General features: G+C 68.1%; 21 protein-coding genes. 15 read left to right on the top strand and 6 right to left on the bottom strand.

From position 1 onward, the window contains the following. The first annotated feature begins 159 nt into the window (after positions 1 to 159). The 3 genes from N8888_RS17950 to N8888_RS17940 are packed head-to-tail and all read left to right on the top strand — an operon-like array spanning position 160 to position 3,610. Positions 160 to 1,686, top strand: coding sequence for an alpha/beta fold hydrolase (locus N8888_RS17950; RefSeq protein ID WP_053519571.1), 1,527 nt, complete (start codon positions 160 to 162; stop codon positions 1,684 to 1,686). After that, entirely contained in the window at positions 1,683 to 2,429 is a 747-nt protein-coding gene (locus N8888_RS17945; RefSeq protein ID WP_065174298.1) for an ABC transporter ATP-binding protein, read from the top strand. Before N8888_RS17950 ends, N8888_RS17945 begins: the two co-directional genes overlap by 4 nt. After that, a complete protein-coding gene (locus N8888_RS17940; RefSeq protein WP_065174299.1) occupies positions 2,426 to 3,610 on the top strand; it encodes an ABC transporter permease in 1,185 nt (394 codons plus the stop codon). The genes N8888_RS17945 and N8888_RS17940 overlap by 4 nt, the downstream gene beginning before the upstream one ends. A 231-nt stretch (positions 3,611 to 3,841) precedes the next feature. On the opposite strand, the gene N8888_RS17935 is transcribed toward N8888_RS17940, so the two are convergent. Next, positions 3,842 to 4,627: an AraC family transcriptional regulator gene (locus N8888_RS17935; RefSeq protein ID WP_111187201.1), complete on the bottom strand. Its 786-nt coding sequence runs from the start codon at positions 4,625 to 4,627 to the stop codon at positions 3,842 to 3,844. Positions 4,628 to 4,704: 77 nt separating this feature from the next. Between N8888_RS17935 and N8888_RS17930 the strand changes: the two genes are divergently transcribed. Continuing rightward, positions 4,705 to 4,959, top strand: a complete 255-nt coding sequence (locus N8888_RS17930) for a hypothetical protein (RefSeq protein ID WP_111187202.1) — start codon at positions 4,705 to 4,707, stop codon at positions 4,957 to 4,959. A gap of 59 nt (positions 4,960 to 5,018) precedes the next feature. Here the strand turns inward: N8888_RS17930 and N8888_RS17925 are convergent, their stop codons facing one another. Together N8888_RS17925 and N8888_RS17920 are read right to left on the bottom strand one after the other, a co-directional pair. Further along, a complete protein-coding gene (locus N8888_RS17925) occupies positions 5,019 to 6,017 on the bottom strand; it encodes an energy transducer TonB (RefSeq protein ID WP_053519576.1) in 999 nt (332 codons plus the stop codon). 201 nt (positions 6,018 to 6,218) lie between these two features. Continuing rightward, positions 6,219 to 6,824 carry a TIGR00645 family protein gene (locus N8888_RS17920; RefSeq protein WP_263176356.1) on the bottom strand — a complete coding sequence of 202 codons (606 nt, stop codon included), beginning with the start codon at positions 6,822 to 6,824 and terminating at the stop codon, positions 6,219 to 6,221. Positions 6,825 to 6,933: 109 nt separating this feature from the next. Between N8888_RS17920 and N8888_RS17915 the strand changes: the two genes are divergently transcribed. The 4 genes from N8888_RS17915 (at position 6,934) to N8888_RS17900 (ending at position 12,471) form a co-directional block, all read left to right on the top strand. Next, positions 6,934 to 7,623: a glutathione binding-like protein gene (locus tag N8888_RS17915; RefSeq protein ID WP_263176354.1), complete on the top strand. Its 690-nt coding sequence runs from the start codon at positions 6,934 to 6,936 to the stop codon at positions 7,621 to 7,623. Between the two features lie 193 nt (positions 7,624 to 7,816). Continuing rightward, complete coding sequence (locus N8888_RS17910) at positions 7,817 to 10,045, top strand: dipeptidyl aminopeptidase 4 (RefSeq protein ID WP_065181453.1); 2,229 nt, start codon at positions 7,817 to 7,819, stop codon at positions 10,043 to 10,045. Between the two features lie 25 nt (positions 10,046 to 10,070). Next, positions 10,071 to 10,589, top strand: coding sequence for a cytochrome c oxidase assembly factor Coa1 family protein (locus tag N8888_RS17905; protein ID WP_065181454.1), 519 nt, complete (start codon positions 10,071 to 10,073; stop codon positions 10,587 to 10,589). 79 nt (positions 10,590 to 10,668) lie between these two features. Next, positions 10,669 to 12,471, top strand: coding sequence for a DUF885 domain-containing protein (locus N8888_RS17900; protein ID WP_253119136.1), 1,803 nt, complete (start codon positions 10,669 to 10,671; stop codon positions 12,469 to 12,471). Between the two features lie 92 nt (positions 12,472 to 12,563). Here the strand turns inward: N8888_RS17900 and N8888_RS17895 are convergent, their stop codons facing one another. Further along, positions 12,564 to 13,022, bottom strand: coding sequence for a hypothetical protein (locus N8888_RS17895; protein WP_053517962.1), 459 nt, complete (start codon positions 13,020 to 13,022; stop codon positions 12,564 to 12,566). A 182-nt stretch (positions 13,023 to 13,204) separates the two neighbouring features. On the opposite strand from N8888_RS17895, the gene N8888_RS17890 reads away from it, so the two are divergent. The 4 genes from N8888_RS17890 (at position 13,205) to N8888_RS17875 (ending at position 15,804) form a co-directional block, all read left to right on the top strand. After that, a complete protein-coding gene (locus N8888_RS17890) occupies positions 13,205 to 13,453 on the top strand; it encodes a hypothetical protein (RefSeq protein ID WP_006475755.1) in 249 nt (82 codons plus the stop codon). A gap of 121 nt (positions 13,454 to 13,574) precedes the next feature. After that, complete coding sequence (locus N8888_RS17885; RefSeq protein WP_053517963.1) at positions 13,575 to 14,492, top strand: bestrophin family protein; 918 nt, start codon at positions 13,575 to 13,577, stop codon at positions 14,490 to 14,492. A 19-nt stretch (positions 14,493 to 14,511) separates the two neighbouring features. Continuing rightward, complete coding sequence (gene hemB / locus N8888_RS17880; RefSeq protein ID WP_263176330.1) at positions 14,512 to 15,501, top strand: porphobilinogen synthase; 990 nt, start codon at positions 14,512 to 14,514, stop codon at positions 15,499 to 15,501. Positions 15,502 to 15,534: 33 nt separating this feature from the next. Then, a complete protein-coding gene (locus N8888_RS17875) occupies positions 15,535 to 15,804 on the top strand; it encodes a DMAP1-binding domain-containing protein (RefSeq protein WP_263176328.1) in 270 nt (89 codons plus the stop codon). Between the two features lie 21 nt (positions 15,805 to 15,825). Here N8888_RS17875 and N8888_RS17870 read toward each other — a convergent pair whose 3' ends face one another. Further along, positions 15,826 to 16,689, bottom strand: coding sequence for a TolB family protein (locus N8888_RS17870; protein WP_253119200.1), 864 nt, complete (start codon positions 16,687 to 16,689; stop codon positions 15,826 to 15,828). Positions 16,690 to 16,737: 48 nt separating this feature from the next. On the opposite strand from N8888_RS17870, the gene aroE reads away from it, so the two are divergent. From aroE to dinG, 3 genes are all read left to right on the top strand, one after another. Next, positions 16,738 to 17,583 carry a shikimate dehydrogenase gene (gene aroE / locus N8888_RS17865; protein ID WP_065174307.1) on the top strand — a complete coding sequence of 282 codons (846 nt, stop codon included), beginning with the start codon at positions 16,738 to 16,740 and terminating at the stop codon, positions 17,581 to 17,583. 3 nt (positions 17,584 to 17,586) lie between these two features. After that, a complete protein-coding gene (locus N8888_RS17860; protein ID WP_053517969.1) occupies positions 17,587 to 17,943 on the top strand; it encodes a hypothetical protein in 357 nt (118 codons plus the stop codon). A gap of 215 nt (positions 17,944 to 18,158) precedes the next feature. After that, positions 18,159 to 20,261 (top strand): ATP-dependent DNA helicase DinG, encoded by a 2,103-nt coding sequence (gene dinG / locus N8888_RS17855; protein ID WP_053517971.1) that lies wholly within the window; start codon positions 18,159 to 18,161, stop codon positions 20,259 to 20,261. A gap of 56 nt (positions 20,262 to 20,317) precedes the next feature. Here dinG and N8888_RS17850 read toward each other — a convergent pair whose 3' ends face one another. Continuing rightward, the gene (locus N8888_RS17850) at positions 20,318 to 20,929 is read right to left on the bottom strand and encodes a hypothetical protein (RefSeq protein ID WP_263176323.1); all 612 of its coding nucleotides are present in this window, start codon (positions 20,927 to 20,929) and stop codon (positions 20,318 to 20,320) included. Positions 20,930 to 21,072 lie beyond the last annotated feature (143 nt).

Below are 21,072 nucleotides of genomic sequence, written 5' to 3'. Positions count from 1 at the left end.
GCCATGATGCGACGCCGCATTCGATCCGGCCGACATGGGCCTGGCTTTCCAGTGACGATTGCCCATCGCCGCCAGCCTCCTGCCCGTGTAAGTTGGGTCACATCTTCCGCGGCAGCCCGTCGTGGTCGACAGGAACGTCTTCCAGGGGAAACGAGCACGATGCAAAGACACCATCTCGCACTGGCCGGCGCGCTGGCCAGCCTGCTGCTTGCCGGTTGCGGCGCGGCGCCTTCCGGCAGCGCCGATGCGGCGGCGGAAACGCCCGGCCGCCGCTACGGACAGATCGACTTCCAGCCCTGCACATTGACCACGATGGGCGCCAGCGCCAACGTCGAGGCACAGTGCGCCACCCTGCAGGTGGCCGAGGACAGGGCGCAGCCGCAAGGGCGGAAGATCAACCTCCGTATCGCCTGGCTGGAATCGGGCAACAGTGGCTCCGGCCAACCGGATCCGGTGTTCTTCCTCGCCGGCGGGCCCGGGCAGGCGGCCAGCGAGGTGGCGGTCATCGTCGATACCGCCCTGCGCCAGGTTCGCAAGCAACGCGACATCTTCCTGATCGACCAGCGCGGCACCGGTGGCTCCAACCCGCTCAACTGCCTGGGCGCAGATGGCAAGGAACTGGCGTTCGACGAAGAGGCCCCCCCCAGCGAGGCGCTGCTGCGCGACTACGCCCAGCGCTGCGCAAGCTCTTTGCAGGGACGTGCCGATGCGCGGTTCTACACCACCCGCGACGCCGTTGCCGATCTGGATGCCGTGCGCCAGGCGCTGGGCGTGGATGCGCTGAACCTGGTGGGTGGTTCCTACGGAACCCGCGTGGCCCAGCGCTATGCCGCGGCCTATCCGCAGCACACCCGCAGCATCGTCATCGACGGCGTCGTTCCGAACGAGCTGGTGGTCGGGGGTGACTTCGCCAATACCTTCGAAGACGCGATCAATCTGCAGTCGGCCCAGTGCCGCAAGGACCCGGCGTGCAGCAAGCGCTTTCCGAGCGACACCAGCAGGCAGCTGCGCGGCGTGCTCGATACGCTGCGCGCCGCGCCGGTGACCGTTGACTACCGCGACCCCGGCACGAACGCGCCGCGGCGCGACGTGCTGACGCCGGACAGCGTGATGGGGCTGGCGTTCGCCTTCTCCTATGTTCCGCAGTACGCCTCGCTGTTGCCGCTGGTGCTGGACGAGGCTGCGCAGGGCCGCTACGCGCCGCTCGCCTCGCTGGCACGCGGTGCCAACCGCAGCATGGGCTTCCAGATCAACCGCGGCATGCAGTGGTCGGTGATCTGCAGCGAGGACGCTCCGCGCTACCACGCGCCAGCCGCCAATGCCGAGCGCCTGTTCGGCAACGAGGTGGCCAGCGCCTTCTTCGCGCCGTGTGCTGTCTGGCCGCACACCGCGGCCCCCGCCGCGGATGCCGCACCGCTGCGCAGTGAGGTGCCGGCGCTGCTGCTGTCCGGTGAACTGGACCCGGTCACGCCACCGCGCTACGCCGCACAGGTGCTCAAGGGGCTGCCGCAGGGGCGCGCACTGGTCGCGCGCGGCCAGGGCCACGGCACGCTCTCCGCCGGCTGCATGCCCCGCCTGCTGGGCCAGTTCATCGACAGCACCGATGCCAAGGCGCTGGATGCCAGCTGCCTGGATACGCTGAGCTACGTGCCGGCGTTCACCTCGTTCAACGGATGGGAACCATGATCGTCGCCGACAACCTGCACAAGGCCTTCGATACCCGCACCGGCCGCATCCAGGCGGTGGCCGATGTCGGCTTCCGCGCCGAGGACGGTCGCATCACCGGTCTGCTTGGCCCGAACGGTGCCGGCAAGACCACCACCATGCGCATGCTGTACACCCTGATGACGCCTGACCAGGGCAGCATCAGCGTCGATGGCATCGATGCCGCGCGCAATCCCGTGGAGGTCCGTCGCCACCTGGGCGTGCTGCCCGATGCGCGGGGCGTCTACAAGCGGTTGACCGCGCGCGAGAACATCGCCTATTTCGGCCGGCTGCACGGCCTGTCCGAAGCTCGCATCCGCGAGCGCATCGACGTGCTGTCGCAGGCGCTGGACATGGGCGACATCCTCGACCGCCAGACCGATGGCTTCTCGCAGGGCCAGCGCACCAAGACCGCGATCGCGCGCGCACTCGTGCACGATCCGCGCAATGTGATTCTCGACGAGCCGACCAACGGCCTGGATGTGATGACCACCCGTGCACTGCGCCGGTTCCTGCTGGGACTTCGTGAGGAAGGGCGGTGCGTGATTCTGTCCAGCCACATCATGCAGGAGGTGGCTGCACTGTGCGACCACATCGTGATCATCGCCAAGGGCACGGTCATGGCCGCCGGCAGTGCCGATGAGCTGCGCGCGCAGTCCGGCGAAGCCAATCTGGAAGATGCGTTCGTGAAACTGATCGGCAGCGAAGAGGGCCTGCACGCATGAGCATGATGTCGACCCTGATGACGGTGATGCGCAAGGAGCTGCGTGATCTCTCCCGCGACCGCCGCACGCTGATGCTGACCCTGCTGTTCGGTCCGCTGCTGTACCCGGTGCTGCTGCTGGGCATGGGCAAGCTGGCCGAGAGCCGCGTGCGCACGCAGATCGAGCAACCGCTGCAGATTCCGACCATCGGCGCGGACAACGCACCGAACCTGGTCCGCTTCCTGGCCGCGCAGGGGCTCAACGCCAGCGCAGCACCCAAGGACCTGGCTGCGGCCATCCGCAACCAGGACATCGACGTCGCGCTGCGCATCAGCGATGACTTCGGCGAGGACTGGGCCGCGGGCAGGCCGGCGCTGGTGGAGGTGATCAAGGACAGCACCCGGCGTGCCGCCGAAGTGCCCAGCGCACGCCTGGAAGCGGCGCTGGCCACCTACAACGGCCAGGTGGGCGCACTGCGGCTGATGGCACGCGGCGTGGATGCCCAGGTCGCGCGTCCGCTGGACGTGGGCAGCCAGGATCTGGCCAGTGCCGAAGCGAAACGGGGCATGATCCTGTCGATGCTGCTGCCGGTGCTGTTGACCCTGACCTCGTTCATCGGCGGCGCCTATCTGGTGATGGACGCCACGGCAGGCGAACGCGAGCGGCAGTCACTCGAGCCCCTGCTGGCGACGCCCGGCTCACGCAGCGCGATCGTCAGTGGCAAGATCGCCGCCGCCTGCGTGGTCGGCTTCGCGTCGCTGCTGTTGACCCTGGTGGCTTTCAAGGTCAGCGCGCAGATCGCCCCGGGCAACATCGGCCGCCAGTTCAACATGAATGTCGGCTCGATGCTGCAGATGCTGCTGGTGATGCTGCCGATGCTGCTGATCGGTACCTCGCTGCTGACCTTCCTGTCGGCGGCGGCCAAGAGCATGAAGGAAGCGCAGAGCCACATGACCTGGCTGATGCTGCTGCCGATGCTGCCCGGCTACGCGCTGGTCGCTTACCCGCTGAAGAGCGAGCTGTGGCAGTACGCGGTGCCGTTCCTGTCGCAGAACCAGATGCTGCTGAAGGTCATCCGCCACGAAGTGATCAGTCCCAGCGTCTGGGCGATCTATCTGGGCGCCAGTCTCGGTCTGGCCGCACTGCTGTGGTTTGCCGCCGTGCGCCGCTACCACAACGAACGCCTGGCGATTTCCGGCTGACCGCCAGTGGAAGCGCCGGGCCCTGCCCGGCGGATAGGGAACGAGGCCCGGTCATTCCGGGCCTCGCTGTTTTCAGGTTCGCGTTGCCTGCCAAGCGGCGAAGCGCCGGGCGATCACCGGGGCCAGTCGGTCGAAGTTCTCCCAGGTATCGGCGACGTGGTACCGATCCGGGACATCGGCCCCGGCAGGCACTCTGCGGCGCGAAGGCAGGCAGAGGAAGTGCTGAATACGTCAGCCCTCTGCATACCGCGCAGGCGTCACCCCCATCTCGCGCTTGAACACGGCGATGAAGGCGCTGGGGGTGTCGTAGCCGAGCGACAGCGCCACGCTGATCACCGGCTCCCCGGCCAACAGGCGCGGCAGCGCCAGCAGGACGCGCAGGCGCTGGCGCCACTGGCTGAGTGTCATGCCGGTTTCGGCGCGCCAGTGGCGCGCGAGGGTGCGGCTGGACAGTCCCATGGCAAGGGACCAGGCCTCGACGCTGCGGGTGTCCTGTGGTGCACGCGCCAACGCCGCAGCAACGCGCCGCAGGCGCCGATCGCGTGGCTGCGGCAAGGCCAGCGGCAGCGGTGTGCTGGCGTCGATCTCATCGGCAATGACGCCGGCAAGACGCTCCTGCACCGCGTCGAGCGGTGCGGGCGCCCAGCGCAGCGCGCGATCCACGGCTGCCTGCAGCAGGGGGCCCGGTTGCACGATGCGTGGGCGTGCCGGGAGTCGCGTGCAGGTCGCTGCGTCGAGGTACAGGCTCCAGCCATCGAACGGGCCGATGCTGGCCAGCGCATGCGGCAGTCCGGGAGGAACCCACGCCATATGGCCGGCTGGCAGCAGCCAGTGCAGGTCGCCTGCCTCGATCCGCAGCAGGCCCTGTCGCGCCCCCAGCAGCTGCCCGCGGGCGTGCTGGTGCCGGGCGGTCCGGCGTGGACGGTCCAGGGCCAGTTGCGCGGTCAGCAGCACCGGCCCTCGGGCGGTGTCGACCAGGGGCGGGTCAATCAGGGCGGGGGATGTCTGATATGCCATATCAACTGGCAGTTATACGGCAGATCCGGCAGACAGCAGCGTCCACACTGCACTCCACTCGCCGAAAGGAGTTCCTCATGCAGCCTCAAGACATCCTCCCTGACCATCAGAACGACGTGGTCGCCAACGGCCTCACCGTGCGCAAGGGCAGCGTGGGCGCTTTCCTTGCCAGCGTCCGCGACTGGCAGGATCCCGCCGGCAGCCCTGCGTCCCGGGCAGCGGCGGAAGCCGACCTGCGCGCGCTGCTGCCGGGTCTGCATGCGTTGGGCCTGTTCCGGATCCTGAGGGCACGCGATCCGGCCCTGCAGCACCTGATCGACGGCGCGCGCTGATACGAACAAGGCCCGGACAGACCGGGCCTTGTCGTGATCGTTGGCGGGGATGTCCCGGCTCAGCCGCCCGGCGCGAACACCAGAGTGCGGCGGGTGGTGACCGGAGCGCTGACCGGCTCGAAACGCCAGCGCTTCACGGCGTTCATGGCTTCGCGGTCGAAGATGCGCGCGGGCGTCGCACGCAGCACGCGGGCGTTCACCACCGAGCCGTCGGTACCCACGGTGATCTCCACCAGTACCTCGCCGGACGTGCCAGCGCGCAGGGCGTCGGCCGGATAGCGGGGGGCCGGCGTACTGACCGGACGCAGGCTGGGCGCGGCGGCAGGTGCCTGGCGTGCGGCATTGGCCTGCTGCGCAGCGGCCTGTTGCTGCTTCTGCTCCGCTTCACGCCGTGCGGCGGCCTGGCGCTCGGCTTCCTCGCGCTCGCTGTCACGGCGGGCGGCATCCTGCTGTGCGGCGATCTGCCTGGCCGCATCGGCTTCCTTGGCACGCTGCTCGGCCAGGCGCTGCTGCTCGGCCTGTTGCCGGGTACGGTCCTCGGCGTCCTTCTTGGCCCGCTCCGCTTCCGACTCGGTGCGCTTGGCCGCGTTCTCCACACCCTTGGCCAGGCCTTCCTTCAGGCGTGGCAGGGCCGGTGCGGAGGCATCCACCTTCTCGATCAGGGCGACCAGGCGCTGCGCCTCGGTGAAGTCCTCGCGGCCCAGATGCTGCTCGGCCGCGATCAGGGTGTAGGGCAGCAGGTCGGTCAGCGCACTTTTCACCGCGGCATCGTCCGGCGTCTTGTCGCGCAGGGCCAGGTAGTACTCGATGGCGTTGTCGCCGGCCGGGGCGTACATGCGGTTCTCGCGCAGCGCCTGGCTGGCCGACTCGCGCAGCTGCTCGGTGCCCATCGACTGCACCTTGGCGGCCACTACCGGTGTCGCCGGCGCCGCAGCGGCAGGCGATCCTGCCGGGGCAGGGGCAGGCGTTTCTTCCTTGCCCGAGCAGGCGGCCAGGGCCAGTACCAAGGCAACCGGCAGCCACCGGCGCGCGGCGGTGATCGTTGTGACGTGCGACATCCTGCTCCCCTCTAAGAAGACGACGTTACGTAAATCATTGATACGCATGGCCGGGACCGTGGGTCCGAGCACGGCAGGGTGGCGTTTCCCGACGCCACCGCCGGCAACGGCGAGGAAGCAATCTAGCATCCCCGCCAGCGCTGCGTACAAGGGCGGCAGCGACGACCGGCGGTGGCGTCCGCGCCACCACCGGCCAGCGCCTCAATGCGCCTGTGCCTTGTCGTGGCTGTTGGACATCAGCTTGTCGGTCCAGGCGATGCCGATCGCCGAGAGGATGAACACGCAGTGGATGATGGTCTGCCAGAGCACGCCCTGCTCGGTGAAGGTCGAGCACCTGGCGGCACCGATGTTGGCAGCGGCGACGTTCATCAGTTCCGGCGCGCACAGCGGCAGGCCGCCCAGCGAACCGCTGGCGATGAAGGTCTTCAGCAGGTGGATCGAGGAAATGCCGATGATCGCCATCGCCAGCTTCACCTTCAGGACGCTGGCATTGACGTGGCTCAACCATTCCGGCTGGTCGGGATGGCCTTCCAGCCGCAGGCGCGAGACGAAGGTTTCATAACCGCCGACGATCACCATCACCAGCAGGTTGGAAATCATCACCACGTCGATCAGGCCCAGCACGATCAGCATGATCTGCTGCTCGCCCATCGAGGCCGAGTGGGAGATCAGGTGCCACAGTTCATTGCCGAACAGGAACACGTAGACACCCTGGGCGACGATCAGGCCCAGGTACAACGGCAGCTGCAGCCAGCGCGAGGCGAAGATCAGCGAGGACAGCGGGGAGAGGGGGCGTTGGGGGGACATGCAGGACAGTGCGTTGCGGGGGAGGAGCGAGGTTACCGGCCCGCCATGACGGTGCCAAGCCAACTCTCGCACTAGACTTCAGGTTCCTTACCGCACCCGAGCCGCTGCCATGATCGATCTGTATTACTGGCCTACCCCGAACGGCCATAAAGTCACCCTGATGCTGGAGGAAAGCGGGCTGGAGTACCGCATCCACCCGGTCAACATCGGATCGGGCGACCAGTTCAAGCCGGACTTCCTGGCGATCTCGCCCAACAACAAGATGCCGGCCATCGTCGACCATGCGCCGGCTGACGGCGGCGCGCCGCAGAGCGTGTTCGAATCCGGTGCGATCCTGCTGTACCTGGCCGAGAAGACCGGTCGCTTCCTGCCCAGCGATGCGCGTGGGCGCATCGCCACGCTGGAATGGCTGTTCTGGCAGATGGCCGGGCTGGGCCCGATGAGCGGCCAGATGGGGCATTTCAACGTCTACGCACCGCAGAAGATTCCTTACGCCATCGAGCGCTACGACAACGAGGTGCGGCGCCTGCACGGGGTGATGGACAAGCGGCTGGCCGGGCATGCCTTCCTGGCCGGCGAGGAGTACACCATCGCCGACATGGCCAGCTATCCGTGGGTCGGTGCCTACGACGCGCTGCCGGCAGATTTCGATGCCTTCCCGAACCTCAAGCGCTGGCATCAGGCCATCGCCGCGCGCCCGGCCACCCAGCGGGCGTATGCGCTGCGCCAGCAGGTCAATCCGAACGCCGGCAAGCCGCTCAGCGATGACGAGCGCAAGCATCTGTTCGGCCAGCGCTGAGGGTCCTGCGCAGGCCGCTGCGCTCGCCGGGCATGGCCCGGCGCTACCCGTCCGTCAACGGCCGATGTGCCGTGCCCGGTCCCTGCCATGGGCAGAAGGTCATGCTGCCTTCCCGCACGGGCTTGGTTAGGATGGGGGCTGATCGCCACCGCACATGCTGCGGTGGCGGACCTGCCGTTTGCCGGGATCCTCCATGCGCCACCTGTTCGCTTCGCTTGCCCTCATGCTCGCCACCAGTACTGCCGCCCACGCTGAAAAACTGACGCTGGAAGCCATCACCGGTCCATTGCCGCTGTCCGGGCCGACCCTGATGAAGCCCAAGGTCGCTCCGGACGGTTCGCAGGTCAGCTTCCTGCGCGGCAAGGACAGCGACCGCAACCAGCTGGATCTGTGGACCTACGACATCGCCAGCGGCCAGACCCGCCTGCTGGTCGACTCCAAGGTGGTGCTGCCGGGCACCGAGACCCTCAGCGACGAGGAGAAGGCCCGCCGCGAACGCCAGCGCATCGCGGCGATGACCGGCATCGTCGATTACCAGTGGTCGCCGGACGCACAGCGCCTGTTGTTCCCGCTCGGCGGCGAGCTCTACCTGTACGACCTGAAGCAGCAGGGTCCGGCAGCAGTACGCCAGCTGACCCACGGCGAAGGCTTTGCCACCGACGCCAAGCTGTCGCCGAAAGGCGGCTTCGTCAGCTTCATCCGCGGCCGCAACCTGTGGGTGATCGATCTGGCCAATGGCAGCCAGCTGCAGCTGACCGGCGATGGCAGCGCCACCATCGGCAACGGTGTGGCCGAGTTCGTGGCCGACGAGGAAATGGACCGCCACACCGGCTACTGGTGGGCGCCGGATGATTCGGCCATCGCCTTCGCCCGCATCGACGAAGCACCGGTACCGGTACAGAAGCGCTACGAGGTCTATGCAGACCGCACCGATGTCATCGAACAGCGTTACCCGGCCGCCGGCGATGCCAATGTGCGCGTGCAGCTGGGCGTGATCGCGCCGGCCGCCGCGGCACAGCCGCGCTGGATCGACCTGGGCAAGGAACAGGACATCTACCTGGCGCGCGTGGATTGGCGTGATGCCCAGCACCTGACGTTCCAGCGACAGTCGCGTGACCAGAGGCAGCTGGATCTGGTGGAAGTGGCATTGGACTCAAACCGTCAGCGCGTGCTTGCCCATGAAACCAGCCCCACCTGGGTGCCACTGCACAACAGCCTGCGCTTCCTGCAGGACGGCAGCATGCTGTGGTCGTCCGAGCGTACCGGCTTCCAGCATCTGTACCGCATCGACAGCACGGGCAAGGCCACCGCGCTGACCCACGGTGACTGGCCCGTGGATGAACTCCTGGCTGTGGATGAAGCGGCCGGCAAGGCCTATTTCCGCGCCGGCATCGAGACGTCGCGCGAGAGCCAGATCTACTCCGTCCCGCTGCAGGGCGGACAGGCGCCACAGCGGCTGTCCAAGGCGCCGGGCATGCACAGCGCCAGCTTCGCGCGCAACGCCAGTGTCTATGTCGACAGCTGGTCCAACAGCACCACACCGCCGCAGATCGAGCTGTACCGCGCCAACGGTGAGAAGATCGCGACGCTGGTGGACAATGATCTGGCCGATCCCAAGCATCCCTACGCGCGCTATCGCGATGCGCAGCAACCGGTCGAATTCGGCACCCTGACCGCTGCCGATGGCCGGACGCCGCTCAACTACAGCCTGATCAAGCCTGCCGGCTTCGATCCCTCCAAGCGCTATCCGGTGGCGGTGTACGTCTATGGCGGCCCGGCCAGCCAGACCGTCACCGACAGCTGGCCCGGACGTGGCGATCATCTGTTCAACCAGTACCTGGCGCAGCAGGGCTACGTGGTGTTCTCGCTCGACAACCGTGGCACCCCACGGCGTGGCCGTGAGTTCGGCGGCGCGCTCTATGGCAGGCAGGGCACGGTGGAGGTGACCGACCAGCTGCGCGGCGTGGCATGGCTGAAGCAGCAACCCTGGGTCGACCCCGCGCGCATCGGCGTGCAGGGCTGGTCCAACGGCGGTTACATGACCCTGATGCTGCTGGCCAAGGCGTCCGACAGCTATGCCTGCGGCGTGGCCGGTGCACCGGTCACCGACTGGGGGCTGTACGACAGCCATTACACCGAACGCTACATGGATCTGCCGGCACGCAACGAGGCCGGTTATCGCCAAGCGCGCGTGCTGACCCACATCGACGGACTGCGCTCACCCCTGCTGCTGATCCACGGCATGGCCGATGACAACGTGCTGTTCACCAATTCGACCAGCCTGATGAGTGCGCTGCAGAAGCGTGGCCAGCCTTTCGAACTGATGACCTACCCGGGCGCCAAGCATGGCCTGTCCGGTGCCGATGCGCTGCACCGCTACCGTGTGGCGGAAGCGTTCCTGGGACGTTGCCTGAAACCCTGAGTGACAACCGGGAAGGAGCCCGCCGATGAACCACCTGCCACCCCCTGTTCCTGGCCATCCCGCCCATCCCCCCGGCTGGTGGCGCCGTCACTGGCGATGGGCGATGCCACTGACCGTGGTGGTGTTCCTGGGCGTACTGGGCGGTTCCGCGGCATGGAGTGTGATGCGCTGGGGCGAAGCCGCACGCGAGAGTCCGCCGATGCGTGAGGCGATGCGGCGCGCCGGATGCAGCATCGAGCTGGTGGAGGCCTTCGGCGAACCGCTGCGCGCCGGCTCGCTGCCATTGGGCAGCATGCAGACCGCGATCACCGGTGAGCGCGATGTGGGCCTGACCGTGTCGCTGGAAGGGGCCCATGCGCAAGGTCGCCTGTTCGTGCAGGGCATCCGCCGCGACGATGTCTGGGACTACCCGGTGATGTATGTGCTGGGTGCGGACAAACAGACCTTCGATCTGACCGCGCTGGACGATGAGGAGGCTGCGCAGGAGTGCGAACTGCAGGCCTGCCGCGAGCGCGGTGGCTGCCCGATGACGGCCGCGTTCTGACCGGCGCCATGACTTCCCACCGATTGTCGCCATCGCCATGAGCGCGTAGGGTGCGGGCAACCCTGTCCTGGAGTGCTTCATGAAGCCGATCGCGCTGGCCGTCGCCCTGGCCCTGACCGCTGCACCGCTGCTGTCCGCCCCCCCGGCCCTGGCCGCACCGGCCGCCAAGGCCACCACGCCTGCCAGCCCCGCCTGGGTCGCGCGCAGCAATGCGCTGGCGCAGATCCTGCTCGACGCGCAGGGACCGTTCCAGCCCGAGCAGACCGGCTTCTTCGGCGTGCCGGGCTATGACGACAAGGTGGCCGACCTCGGCCCGGACAACGGCGCGCGCTTCCGTGCCGCGACCGCCAAGGCGCGCGACGAGCTGCAGGCCAGGCTGGCCACGGAGAAGGATCCCAACGTCCGCCAGGACCTGCAGATCATGATCCACGCCGCCAACCAGAACATCGAGGGCAGCGAGCTCAACGACAAGTACCTGCTGCCGTGGACCGATGCGCCGCAGACGGTGTTCAGCGGCCTCAATCTTCTGCTGTCCGACCAGGTGCCGGCCGAGCGCCGGGCCAAGGCGCTTGATCGCCTCAAGGCGTACGCCGGGCTGACGCCGGGCGGCACCGCCTTCACCACGCTGGCGCGCCAGCGCTACGAAGAACGCCTGAAGGACAGCGCGCTGCTGCAGCCGACGAAGATCGAAGTGCAGCAGTCGCTGGACAATGTCGAGACCTACATCAGCGGCATCGAGTCGCTGCTGAAGAAGTACCAGATCAGCGGCGCCGATGAAGCGATGAGGGCCCTGGCGGGGCAGATGAAGGAGTACGCGGCCTGGACGCGCAAGGAGGTGCTGCCGAAGGCGCGTACCGACACGCGCCTGCCGGCGCCGCTCTACGCATACCAGCTCAAGCAGGTCGGCATCGACATCGACCCGAAGCTGCTGATGCAGCGTGCCCAGCTGGAGTTCATGGAAACCCGCTCGGCGATGCAGCAGCTGGCGCCGCTGGTGGTGAAGGAGAAGGGCCTGAAGGTCGCCGACCCGACCGATCCGGTCGCCGTGATCCGCGCACTGAAGGCCGACAAGATCGCCGACGACCAGCTCGAAGGCCACTATCGCAAGGTGATCGACGCCATCGATCCACTGATCCGCGAGCACGGCATTGTCGACGTGCCCAAGCGCGCCATGCAGATGCGCCTGGGTTCGGCTGCCGAGAGCGCCGCCAGCCCGGCACCGCATTTCCTGCCGGCACCGCTGGTGAACAACACCGGGCAGCAGGGCACCTTCGTACTGCCATTGGGCAACCCGGCGGCCGGTGCCGGCGCCCAGTACGACGACTTCAACTTTGGTGCGGCCGCGTGGACCCTAAGCGCACATGAGGGCCGTCCCGGCCATGAGCTGCAGTTCACCGCGATGGTCGAGCGGGGCGTCTCGCTCGCGCGCACCATGTTCGCGTTCAATTCGGTGAACGTGGAAGGCTGGGCGCTGTACGCCGAAGCGGAGATGGTGCCGTACGAGCCTCTGGACGGGCAGATGATCGCCCTGCAGTTCCGCCTGCTGCGCGCCGCGCGCGCGATGCTTGATCCGATGCTCAACCTCGGCCTGACCGACCGTGCAAACGGCGAACGGGTGCTGATCGAACAGGTCGGCCTGTCCAAGGCCATGGCCACCCAGGAGCTGGACCGCTACACCGTGCGCATGCCTGGCCAGGCGGGCAGCTACTTCTATGGCTACACCCGCATCCTGGAGCTGCGCATGCAGACCGAACTGGCACTGGGCGCGAAGTTCGACCGCCTGGCGTTCAACAACTTCCTGCTCGACCAGGGCCTGCTGCCGCCGGATCAGCTGGCCGACGCAGTGAACCAGGTGTTCGTGCCGAAGTACCGGAAGAAGTAACGGTAGCGCCGGGCCATGCCCGGCGAGCGCAGCGGGGAAGAGCGAAATGCCGCCGGGCACGGCCCGGCGCTACCCGCGGTGACGCTGCTGCGTCACCGCTGTGGCGTGATCACCTGGGTCGGCAACCGTGCCGGCGGCGCCGGGTTCGGTACCCAGATCGCCACGCCTGCGGCGCGCTTCTGCGTGGTCGGAATACCAATGCCGAGACCGCCGCCCACATGCGAACCATAGCTGCCGGCGCCCACGGACATGCCCACCGGCGAGCCGCTGCTGCCCACGCCCATCAGCACTACGCCGTTGGCGCCCAGTGCTGCGGCTTCGCGCTTCAGCCGCGCCACGGCGGCGTCGGTCTGGCCCTGGGTGCCGAAGCCCACCGCCGAGGCGGATTCCAGCTGGGCGATCTCCTGCGAGCCGGCCGGCGGCGTTGAATAGATCTGCACCTGTGCCGGGTCGATTGGCGCCCGCGCGCGGCCCAGCATGACCTTGGAGGTGCTGGCACAACCGGCGGCGGCCAGCAGCATGGCCGCCAGTGCGGCCCAACGGATGTTCATGGCAATACCCCTGCAGGACTGGATGGGATCATCGGTGGGCCACTCTGAATCGGCGCCAACGCCCTGTGCGCTGGGCATCCAGACGCTAGCACGGCCGAGGTGAGCGGCCCGCCAACGGGAGTAGGCGACGGCGGCCGGAACGTCTATGGTTGGGGCCGGGAACCAACTGCGGGAGAGCGGCGATGGGTGTGATCAGTCTGTTGTGGGGTGTACTGGCGCTGCTGTGGATGATCCTGGCGCTGATACCGCTGCTGGGCTGGGGCAACTGGTTCCTCATTCCGTTCGCTGCGGTCGGCGCGGTGATCGCTGCGCTGGGCATCCTGTTCACCCACCCGAGCAAGCGCGGCCGGGCCTGGGCCGGCCTGGTCCTGAACGGCATCGTGGTGGTGGTGGGCATCCTGCGCCTGGGCCTGGGCGGTGGCGTGATCTGAACCTGCGGCCGGGTGCGACCGGGCGTCGCAGGGCTGCGGCCCGCAGCCGGGCAGGGGCGTACAATGAACGGCTGCGCGAGCCTGCGCGTGCCTGTGAATCCGCGCCCGGCGCGGCTGCCCCATGATCATCCGACCTCGTCCCCACGGCTGGCAACTGCTGTACATCCTGCGCGGATCGATCGTTCCGGCGATCGCACCGAAGGTGCTGGCCATCCTGATCCTGTCCATCGCCGTCGCCGCGGTGGTGGAACTGGCGCCGCCGATCGGCATCGAGCGCGTCTCGGTCACGCCGTTCACCCTGCTGGGCCTGGTCCTGTCGATCTTCCTGAGCTTCCGCAACAGCGCCTGCTACGAGCGCTGGTGGGAAGGCCGCAAGCTGTGGGGGCAGCTGGTATTCGAATCGCGCTCACTGGCCCGGCAGGTGAACCTGCTGCTGGTGGATGACGCAGGCCGCCGCCGTCGCATCGCCTATCTGGCCACCGCCTTCGCCCATGCGCTGGCCGCCCGCCTGCGCGGCCGCATCGTGGCGCTGGCGGCCCTGCCGTGGCTGGACAAGCGCCAGCGTGCGCAGCTGGCCGAGCGCGAGAACGTACCCGATGCATTGCTGGCGATGATCGCCGCCGAACTGGCACAGGCGCTGCGCAGCGGCGATCTCGATCCGATCCTGTACGCCCAGCTGGAAGACCGCCTGCATGCGATGTCCTCGATCCAGGCAGGCTGCGAGCGGATCCTGACCACGCCGCTGCCGTTCGCCTACACCCTGCTGCTGCACCGCTGCGCGTGGATGTTCTGTGTGCTGCTGCCGTTCGGCCTGGCCAGTTCGCTGGGCTGGGGCACGCCGGTGCTGTCGGCGGTGCTGGCCTACGCCTTCTTCGGCCTGGACCAGCTTGGCGAAGAAATGGAAGATCCGTTCGGCCTGGAGCCGAACGATCTGCCGCTGGACGCGCTGGTGCGCACGATCGAGATCGACCAGCTCGACGCGCTCGGTGAACGCCCCCTGCCCGAACCCCTGCTGCCGCAGGGCTACCTGTTGCACTAGCCACTCCTCGGAGCCTGCCATGCCTCATCCCCACTACCGCCCGCGGCGCATGCGCCATGACGAGTTCTCACGCCGCCTCATGCGCGAGAACACGCTGACCACCGACGATCTGATCTATCCGGTGTTCGTGCACGAACCGGCCGGCCGCACCGCTGTGCCGTCGATGCCCGGTGTGGAGCGGTTGTCCATCGAGGAACTGCTGAAAGTGGCCGAAGAGGCGCTGGAGCTGGGCATCCCGGTGATCGATCTGTTCCCGGTGATCGACGCCTCGCAGAAGTCGCTGGATGCCTCGGCGGCATGGGTGGAGGACGGACTGGCGCAGCGTGCGATCCGCGCCCTGAAGTCGCGCTTCCCGGAGCTGGGCGTGATGACCGATGTGGCGCTGGACCCCTACACCACCCACGGCCAGGACGGCATCATCGATGACAAGGGCTACGTGCTCAACGACATCACGGTCGAAGCGCTGGTCAGGCAGTCGTTGTCGCATGCCGAAGCCGGCGCGGACATCGTCTCGCCGTCGGACATGATGGATGGCCGCATCGGTGCGATCCGGCGCGCGCTCGATGCCGACCATCACCTCAATGTGCGCATCATGGCCTACTCGGCCAAGTACGCCTCGGCCTTCTACGGCCCTTTCCGCGACGCGGTGGGCAGCGCGGCCAGCCTCGGCAAGGCGGACAAGAAGACCTACCAGATGGACCCGGCCAACGGCGACGAGGCGTTGCGCGAGATCGCGCTGGATCTGGAAGAGGGCGCTGACATGGTGATGGTCAAGCCGGGCATGCCGTATCTGGATCTGGTGCGTCGCGTGAAGGAACAGTTCGGCGTGCCCACCTTCGCCTACCAGGTCAGTGGCGAGTACGCGATGATGAAAGCGGCGTTCGCCAATGGCTGGCTGGACGAGCGCGCCTGCGTGATGGAGTCGCTGCTTGGTTTCAAGCGCGCCGGCGCCGATGGCGTGCTGACCTATTTCGCGCCACAGGTGGCGCGCTGGCTGCGCGAGCGCTGACAATAGCGCCATCGATGGAGGGAGGAACGGCTGATGGGACCCGAACTGGGATGGATGCAATGGCTGATCTGGGGCGTCGGCACGCTGGTGTTCGGTGCCGTCATCGTCTGCGTGTTCATCGCAGCCTGGCGGGCGAGCAAACGCCCTCCCGAGCAGCTCTCCGCCGCCCGTCGGATCGCCCGTGAACAGTCCCTGCCGGACAGCGTGCAGGCCGAGCTGGCCGCGCTCAACCAGCGCAAGGACAGGGGCCAGCTGAGCGAGGCGGACTACGAACAGCAGCGCGCCAAGGTGCTGTCGCGCTGATTGCGGTGCCCGGGCCGGGATCTACCGCATGCAGCCGGCCACGGCAGGCACTTTCGGTACCGCCAACCGGTAGAGATCCACGCCCCCGGCACGCGGCGCCTTCGCCGCACTGCTGGCGACCAGCATTTCCCCCGGCTTGGCGTTGTCGATCACCGGCGCACCGGTCCAGCCGCCTGCCTGGTTGAAGGACAGCCCCAGCGGCTGCAGCGCCACGCCGCTCCAGGCGCACCCGCTGCTCCATACCTGCGCGCTCGTGCCGCTGCCACGACTGAACACCACGGCGCCATCGTTGCCCAGCCAGTCAGCGTCAGTCTCGTCATCGGCGCTGTTCAATGCCGCCAACGCGGTGGCCGGGCCCCGCGCGCCCTCGGCATCCAGGGTGGCCACGAACAGATCCCAACCGGCGTCACGGCCCTGCTGGCGCGCGAACAACAGCCGCCGGCCATCCATGCTCAGCGCTGGACCGCGCTCTTCGTACCGCCCACGCTCGCCGCGCAGGGCCTGTGCGTTGCCAAGCTGGCCATCGCCGGTCACGGCGGCACGGTACAGCGCCAGCTGGCCTTCGGTGCCCGCCGCGAACAGCAGCCAGCGGCCATCGCGGCTGAAGTAGGGATCCCGGGCCTCACCGCTGACATCGACCGCCAGGGCCTGTGCCTGCTGCCAGCGGCCATCGATCAGGCGGGCCTGCCACAGGCCCCAGCCGCCCTCGCCGCGGCGGGCGAAAACGATGCGCTGGCCGTCGGCACTGATCGTGCCGCGAGCCTCGTCGGCACGGGTCGAGACCACGCCCATGCCTTCGATGCCGTACTCGTTCAACGCCATCGCCACGGGGGCAGAGAGTAGACTGGCGGCAAGCACCAGCAGGGTCGGGGTGATGCGCATCATCCGGGTCCGTGCACGAAAGAGCATCAGTCTAGCCAGCTTGAGGAATCCATGACCGACCGTTACGCCGTCTTCGGACACCCCGTCGCCCACTCGAAGTCGCCGCAGATCCACGCGACGTTCGGTCGCCAGGAAGGCATCGCCATCGACTACCGCACGATCGACCTTGCCCCCGACGCCTTCCTCGCCGGCCTGGAAGCATTCGCCGCCGAAGGTGGTGTCGGTGCCAACGTCACCCTGCCGCACAAGGAAGCCGCGTTTGCGGTCTGCACCACGCTGACGGCCCGTGCGCGCCGCGCCGGTTCGGTCAACACGCTGCTGCGCAAGGGCGAGCGCTGGCATGGTGACACCACCGACGGCATCGGCCTGGTGCGCGACCTGACCGACCGCCATGGCTTGGACCTGCGCGGCCGCCGGGTGCTGATGATCGGCGCCGGCGGCTCGGCCCGCAGCGTCGCCCCGGCGCTGCTCGATGCCGGCATCACCGAGCTGGTGGTGGTCAACCGTACGCCGGAACGCGCCGATGAACTGATCGACGCGATGGGCGAGCCGGGCCGCGCCATCAGCCGCTACTGGGAAGACCTGCGCGAGCTGGGTGACTTCGAGCTGATCGTCAACGCCACCTCGGCCGGCCGTGACCGCGATGTGGAGTTCAAGCTGCCGCTGTCGCTGGTCAATTCGATGACCACCGCGGTCGACCTGAACTACGGCGAGGCGGCCATCGCGTTCCTGGCCTGGGCGCGCGCGGCGCAGTGCCGCAATACCGTCGATGGCCTGGGCATGCTGGTCGAGCAGGCCGCCGAGAGCTTCCTGCAGTGGCACGGTGTGCGCCCGCAGACCGACGAGGTCTACCAGCAGCTGCGGCAGGGCGCCCTGGCGCTGGCCGGCGAGGACTGAGCGATGGACAACATGACCCTGCTGGTGACGGTGCTGAGCATGGTGGGCGTGCGCCTGCCGGTGCTGATCGCGCTGTGCGTGGGCCTGGTGTGGGTGGTGGGCGCGCCGCGCGATGCCACCCGCAGCGGCGCGCTGGCCGGGCTGCTGCTGTTGCTGCTGGCCAGCCTCGGCAGCATGGCAGCGGGCATCCTGCCGATGTGGATGGTCAGCAGCGGTGACTTCAGCGCGGTATCGAGCATGAGCGCCATCCTGGGCGTGCTGCATTTCGCTCTGGCGATGGTGGAAGCGATCGGCATGGTGCTGCTGGTCTGGGCGCTGGTGCGCCTGCTGCGCCAGCGGCCGCCTGTGGCAGGCCGGTAAGGTCGTGCCGGGCATGGCCCGGCGCGACCGTCGATGGGCGGGTAGCGCCGGGCCATGCCCGGCGGAAGCGCCGCATCTGCCCCGGCGCTGTACGGCCATCCAGCCCATGACCGCCAAGGCCCGACGCCGCTGACCCTGTTCAGCGCACGCGCCTCGGTCCCGGCCGCCGGCCATGCGACAATGACCGGCCTGATCCAGCCACGGTAGTTCCCGGCGTGACCGAAACCGTCGCCGCTCCGCGCACGCTCGATGAGCCCTTGAAGGACGCGATCCGCAAGGCTTATACGACGCTGCAGGCCAACACTCCCGGCTTCTCCACGCGCCGCTCGCAGAGCCAGATGATCGGCGTGGTGTCGCGCGCGTTGTCGAAAAGCGGTGGCGTGGGCGTGGTCGAGGCACCCACCGGCGTCGGCAAGAGCCTGGGCTACCTGACCGCCGGCGTGCCGATCGCGCTGGCCAGCAAGAAGAAGCTGGTGATCAGTACCGGTACCGTGGCGCTGCAGTCGCAGCTGGTCGAGCGCGACATCCCGAACTTCCTCAAGGCCACCGGACTGGAAGCGACCGTGGCCCTGGCCAAGGGCCGCACCCGCTACCTGTGCACGCGCAATGCCGCCGAGGCCCAGGGCGAGGGCTCGCAGGGCGGCATGTTCGAGGATGACGCGCCCCTGTTCGACCGGCCGCTGGCGCCGATCGAAATGGATATCGCCAAGCGCCTGACCGACGCCTTCACCAGTGGCAGTTGGGATGGCGACATTGACAACGCACCGGAGACCATCAGCCCCGGCCTGCGCAGCCGCATCACCACGCCAGCCTCGGGCTGCGCCGGGCGGCGCTGTGCGTATTCGGCGCAGTGCGCGGTGCTGCGCTCGCGCAACACCGTGCGTGATGCGCAGATCGTGGTGACCAATCACGCGCTGCTGCTGTCGGCGCTGTCGATCGGCGACAGTGACAATGGCCAGCCGTTGATCGCCGCGCCCTCGGAGATGCTGCTGGTGCTGGACGAGGGCCATCACATCGGTAACGTCGCCATCGACCAGGGCGCGGCCAGCCTGGCGCTGGACGAGATGGCCAAACGCACCGGCCGCCTGCAGATCCTGATTGCCGGCGCGTACCGTGCGGTCGACAAGGACCGCCTCGGCAACCTGCTGCCGAACGAAGCCATCGACGTCGCCAGCAACGTGGCCAAGCAGCTGCGCGCATTCCGCGACCATGTCGAAGCGGTGTGGATGCCAGCGCCGGCCGACGAGGAACCGATGTGGCGCGCGGCCAACGGTCGCCTGCCGGAAGCGTGGCGCGAGCCGATCGAAGCGCTGGCCGACGATACCCGCAGCCTCTACAACTGGGCGCATGCCGCCACCGCGCAGGTGGCCAAGGGCAAGCCGGACGACCCGGCGCGTGAGCGCCTGCAGCGCAACCTCGGCATGGCGCTGGAGATGATCGAGCAGCAGTACAACCTCTGGCAGGCCTGGCGCCGCGAGGACAAGGACGGTGCGCCGCCGATGGCGCGCTGGGTCACCGCCACCCGCGACGGCGATCTGGTGCTGCATGGCTCACCGGTCTCGGCCGCGCATGTGCTGCGCAAGCTGCTGTGGGACGAGGTGGACTCGGTGGTGATGACCTCGGCGACGCTGACCGGCGGTGGCGATTTCCAGTCGCTGGCGATCGACAATGGCATTCCCGAGGAAGCCGAGATGGTTTCGCTGTCCTCGCCGTTCGACCTGCCGAACCAGGCCGAGCTGATCGTGCCGAAGTTCCCGGTCACGCCCGACGACCGCGAAGGCCATCCCCGCGAGGTGGCGCGCTACCTCGACACGGAGCTGGACTGGGCCAAGGGCTCGATGGTGCTGTTCACCTCGCGCTGGAAGATGGAGAAAGTCGCCGGACTGATGCCTGCCGCGCGCCGCAAGCAGGTGCTGGTACAGGGCGAGATGTCCAAGACCCGGCTGATCGACGAACACCTGCGGCGCGTGGCGGCGGGCGAGGGCTCGGTGCTGTTCGGGCTGAACTCGTTCGGCGAGGGCCTCGACCTGCCCGGTGAAGCCTGCACCACGGTGGTGATCACCCAGGTACCGTTCGCGGTGCCGACCGATCCGCAGACCGCCACCCTCAGCGAGTGGTTCGAGGCGCGTGGACTCAACGCGTTCAACCTGATCGCCATTCCGCACGCGCTGCGCACGCTGACCCAGTTCGCCGGCCGCCTGATCCGCACCTCCACCGATACCGGCCGCGTGGTCATCCTCGATTCGCGGCTGCTGACCCGCCGTTACGGCAAGCGCATCATCGACGCACTGCCCCCGTTCAAGCGCGTGATCGGCTGAGACGGGGTCGGACCCCTTCCGCAGGAAGGGCTCTGACCCCCGCAAGCACGTCCCCCTCAGCCCCCTTCCGGTTTCCTGCACGCCTGGTCGCCCATCGCAGTGGGGTAGTCGCGTTCAAAACAGCGCAACAACCCGTCGAGGACCTCCAGGTTCGGCGGCCACGGCACATCCACCTCCTGGCCTGCCGGCGTGGTGAAGTGGTATCGCCCGTTCTTGACGGCCTCCGCGAGCACCTCCGGCGTGGGAATTTCAATCAGCGTCGCACGGGCCTTCTCCAGCGCAGCGCGATCGCGCTGCAGGAAGGCGATCGTGCCGTCCACGTAGGCGTTCCAGTAACCGGGGTCGGTGTCCTTGGGCTTGTAGGTTCGCTGCATCAGCGCAACTGCCTGCTTGTACTGGCCCGCCTCGGCGCGCATCTGGCCCTCATGCCAGAGAATCGTGGTGTTGCCTGCAGCCTTGGGCAGTGCAGCGTAGGCGGCGAGCAGATCAGCGGCCTCGCGGTGGCAGCCGCGGTCAGCCAACGGGCGCCACCCACCTTCCAGATCCTGGTCGAACGCATCCGGTTCCATCGTCAGCATCGCATCGCGGTCGTAGCTGCAGTCCGGCGCCTTCGACGGTTCGGGTGGGGCGCCCAACGCAGCGGCCAGGGCAAGCGAAAGCAACGTCATCACAACCTCCGTGTCGGTGAGTACCCGGACACCGTAGCAGATCGTACGGGTAGTACCGGCCGCTGGCCGGCAGCCTCGAAGATTGGACTGATACTGCGCGATTGCACGCGCGGCGAGTCACATGCACGGCTGGACCATCATTG

It is taken from the genome of Stenotrophomonas maltophilia (assembly GCF_025642255.1).
Classification (GTDB): Bacteria; Pseudomonadota; Gammaproteobacteria; order Xanthomonadales; family Xanthomonadaceae; genus Stenotrophomonas; species Stenotrophomonas maltophilia_P.
This window is presented reverse-complemented; position numbering and strand designations above follow the sequence as displayed.

Coding starts and splice junctions, on each gene's coding strand:
- N8888_RS17950 (WP_053519571.1), top strand. CDS start 160: ATGCAAAGACACCATCTCGCACTGGCCGGCGCGCTGGCCAGCCTGCTG.
- N8888_RS17945 (WP_065174298.1), top strand. CDS start 1,683: ATGATCGTCGCCGACAACCTGCACAAGGCCTTCGATACCCGCACCGGC.
- N8888_RS17940 (WP_065174299.1), top strand. CDS start 2,426: ATGAGCATGATGTCGACCCTGATGACGGTGATGCGCAAGGAGCTGCGT.
- N8888_RS17935 (WP_111187201.1), bottom strand. CDS start 4,627: ATGGCATATCAGACATCCCCCGCCCTGATTGACCCGCCCCTGGTCGAC.
- N8888_RS17930 (WP_111187202.1), top strand. CDS start 4,705: ATGCAGCCTCAAGACATCCTCCCTGACCATCAGAACGACGTGGTCGCC.
- N8888_RS17925 (WP_053519576.1), bottom strand. CDS start 6,017: ATGTCGCACGTCACAACGATCACCGCCGCGCGCCGGTGGCTGCCGGTT.
- N8888_RS17920 (WP_263176356.1), bottom strand. CDS start 6,824: ATGTCCCCCCAACGCCCCCTCTCCCCGCTGTCCTCGCTGATCTTCGCC.
- N8888_RS17915 (WP_263176354.1), top strand. CDS start 6,934: ATGATCGATCTGTATTACTGGCCTACCCCGAACGGCCATAAAGTCACC.
- N8888_RS17910 (WP_065181453.1), top strand. CDS start 7,817: ATGCGCCACCTGTTCGCTTCGCTTGCCCTCATGCTCGCCACCAGTACT.
- N8888_RS17905 (WP_065181454.1), top strand. CDS start 10,071: ATGAACCACCTGCCACCCCCTGTTCCTGGCCATCCCGCCCATCCCCCC.
- N8888_RS17900 (WP_253119136.1), top strand. CDS start 10,669: ATGAAGCCGATCGCGCTGGCCGTCGCCCTGGCCCTGACCGCTGCACCG.
- N8888_RS17895 (WP_053517962.1), bottom strand. CDS start 13,022: ATGAACATCCGTTGGGCCGCACTGGCGGCCATGCTGCTGGCCGCCGCC.
- N8888_RS17890 (WP_006475755.1), top strand. CDS start 13,205: ATGGGTGTGATCAGTCTGTTGTGGGGTGTACTGGCGCTGCTGTGGATG.
- N8888_RS17885 (WP_053517963.1), top strand. CDS start 13,575: ATGATCATCCGACCTCGTCCCCACGGCTGGCAACTGCTGTACATCCTG.
- hemB (WP_263176330.1), top strand. CDS start 14,512: ATGCCTCATCCCCACTACCGCCCGCGGCGCATGCGCCATGACGAGTTC.
- N8888_RS17875 (WP_263176328.1), top strand. CDS start 15,535: ATGGGACCCGAACTGGGATGGATGCAATGGCTGATCTGGGGCGTCGGC.
- N8888_RS17870 (WP_253119200.1), bottom strand. CDS start 16,689: ATGATGCGCATCACCCCGACCCTGCTGGTGCTTGCCGCCAGTCTACTC.
- aroE (WP_065174307.1), top strand. CDS start 16,738: ATGACCGACCGTTACGCCGTCTTCGGACACCCCGTCGCCCACTCGAAG.
- N8888_RS17860 (WP_053517969.1), top strand. CDS start 17,587: ATGGACAACATGACCCTGCTGGTGACGGTGCTGAGCATGGTGGGCGTG.
- N8888_RS17850 (WP_263176323.1), bottom strand. CDS start 20,929: ATGACGTTGCTTTCGCTTGCCCTGGCCGCTGCGTTGGGCGCCCCACCC.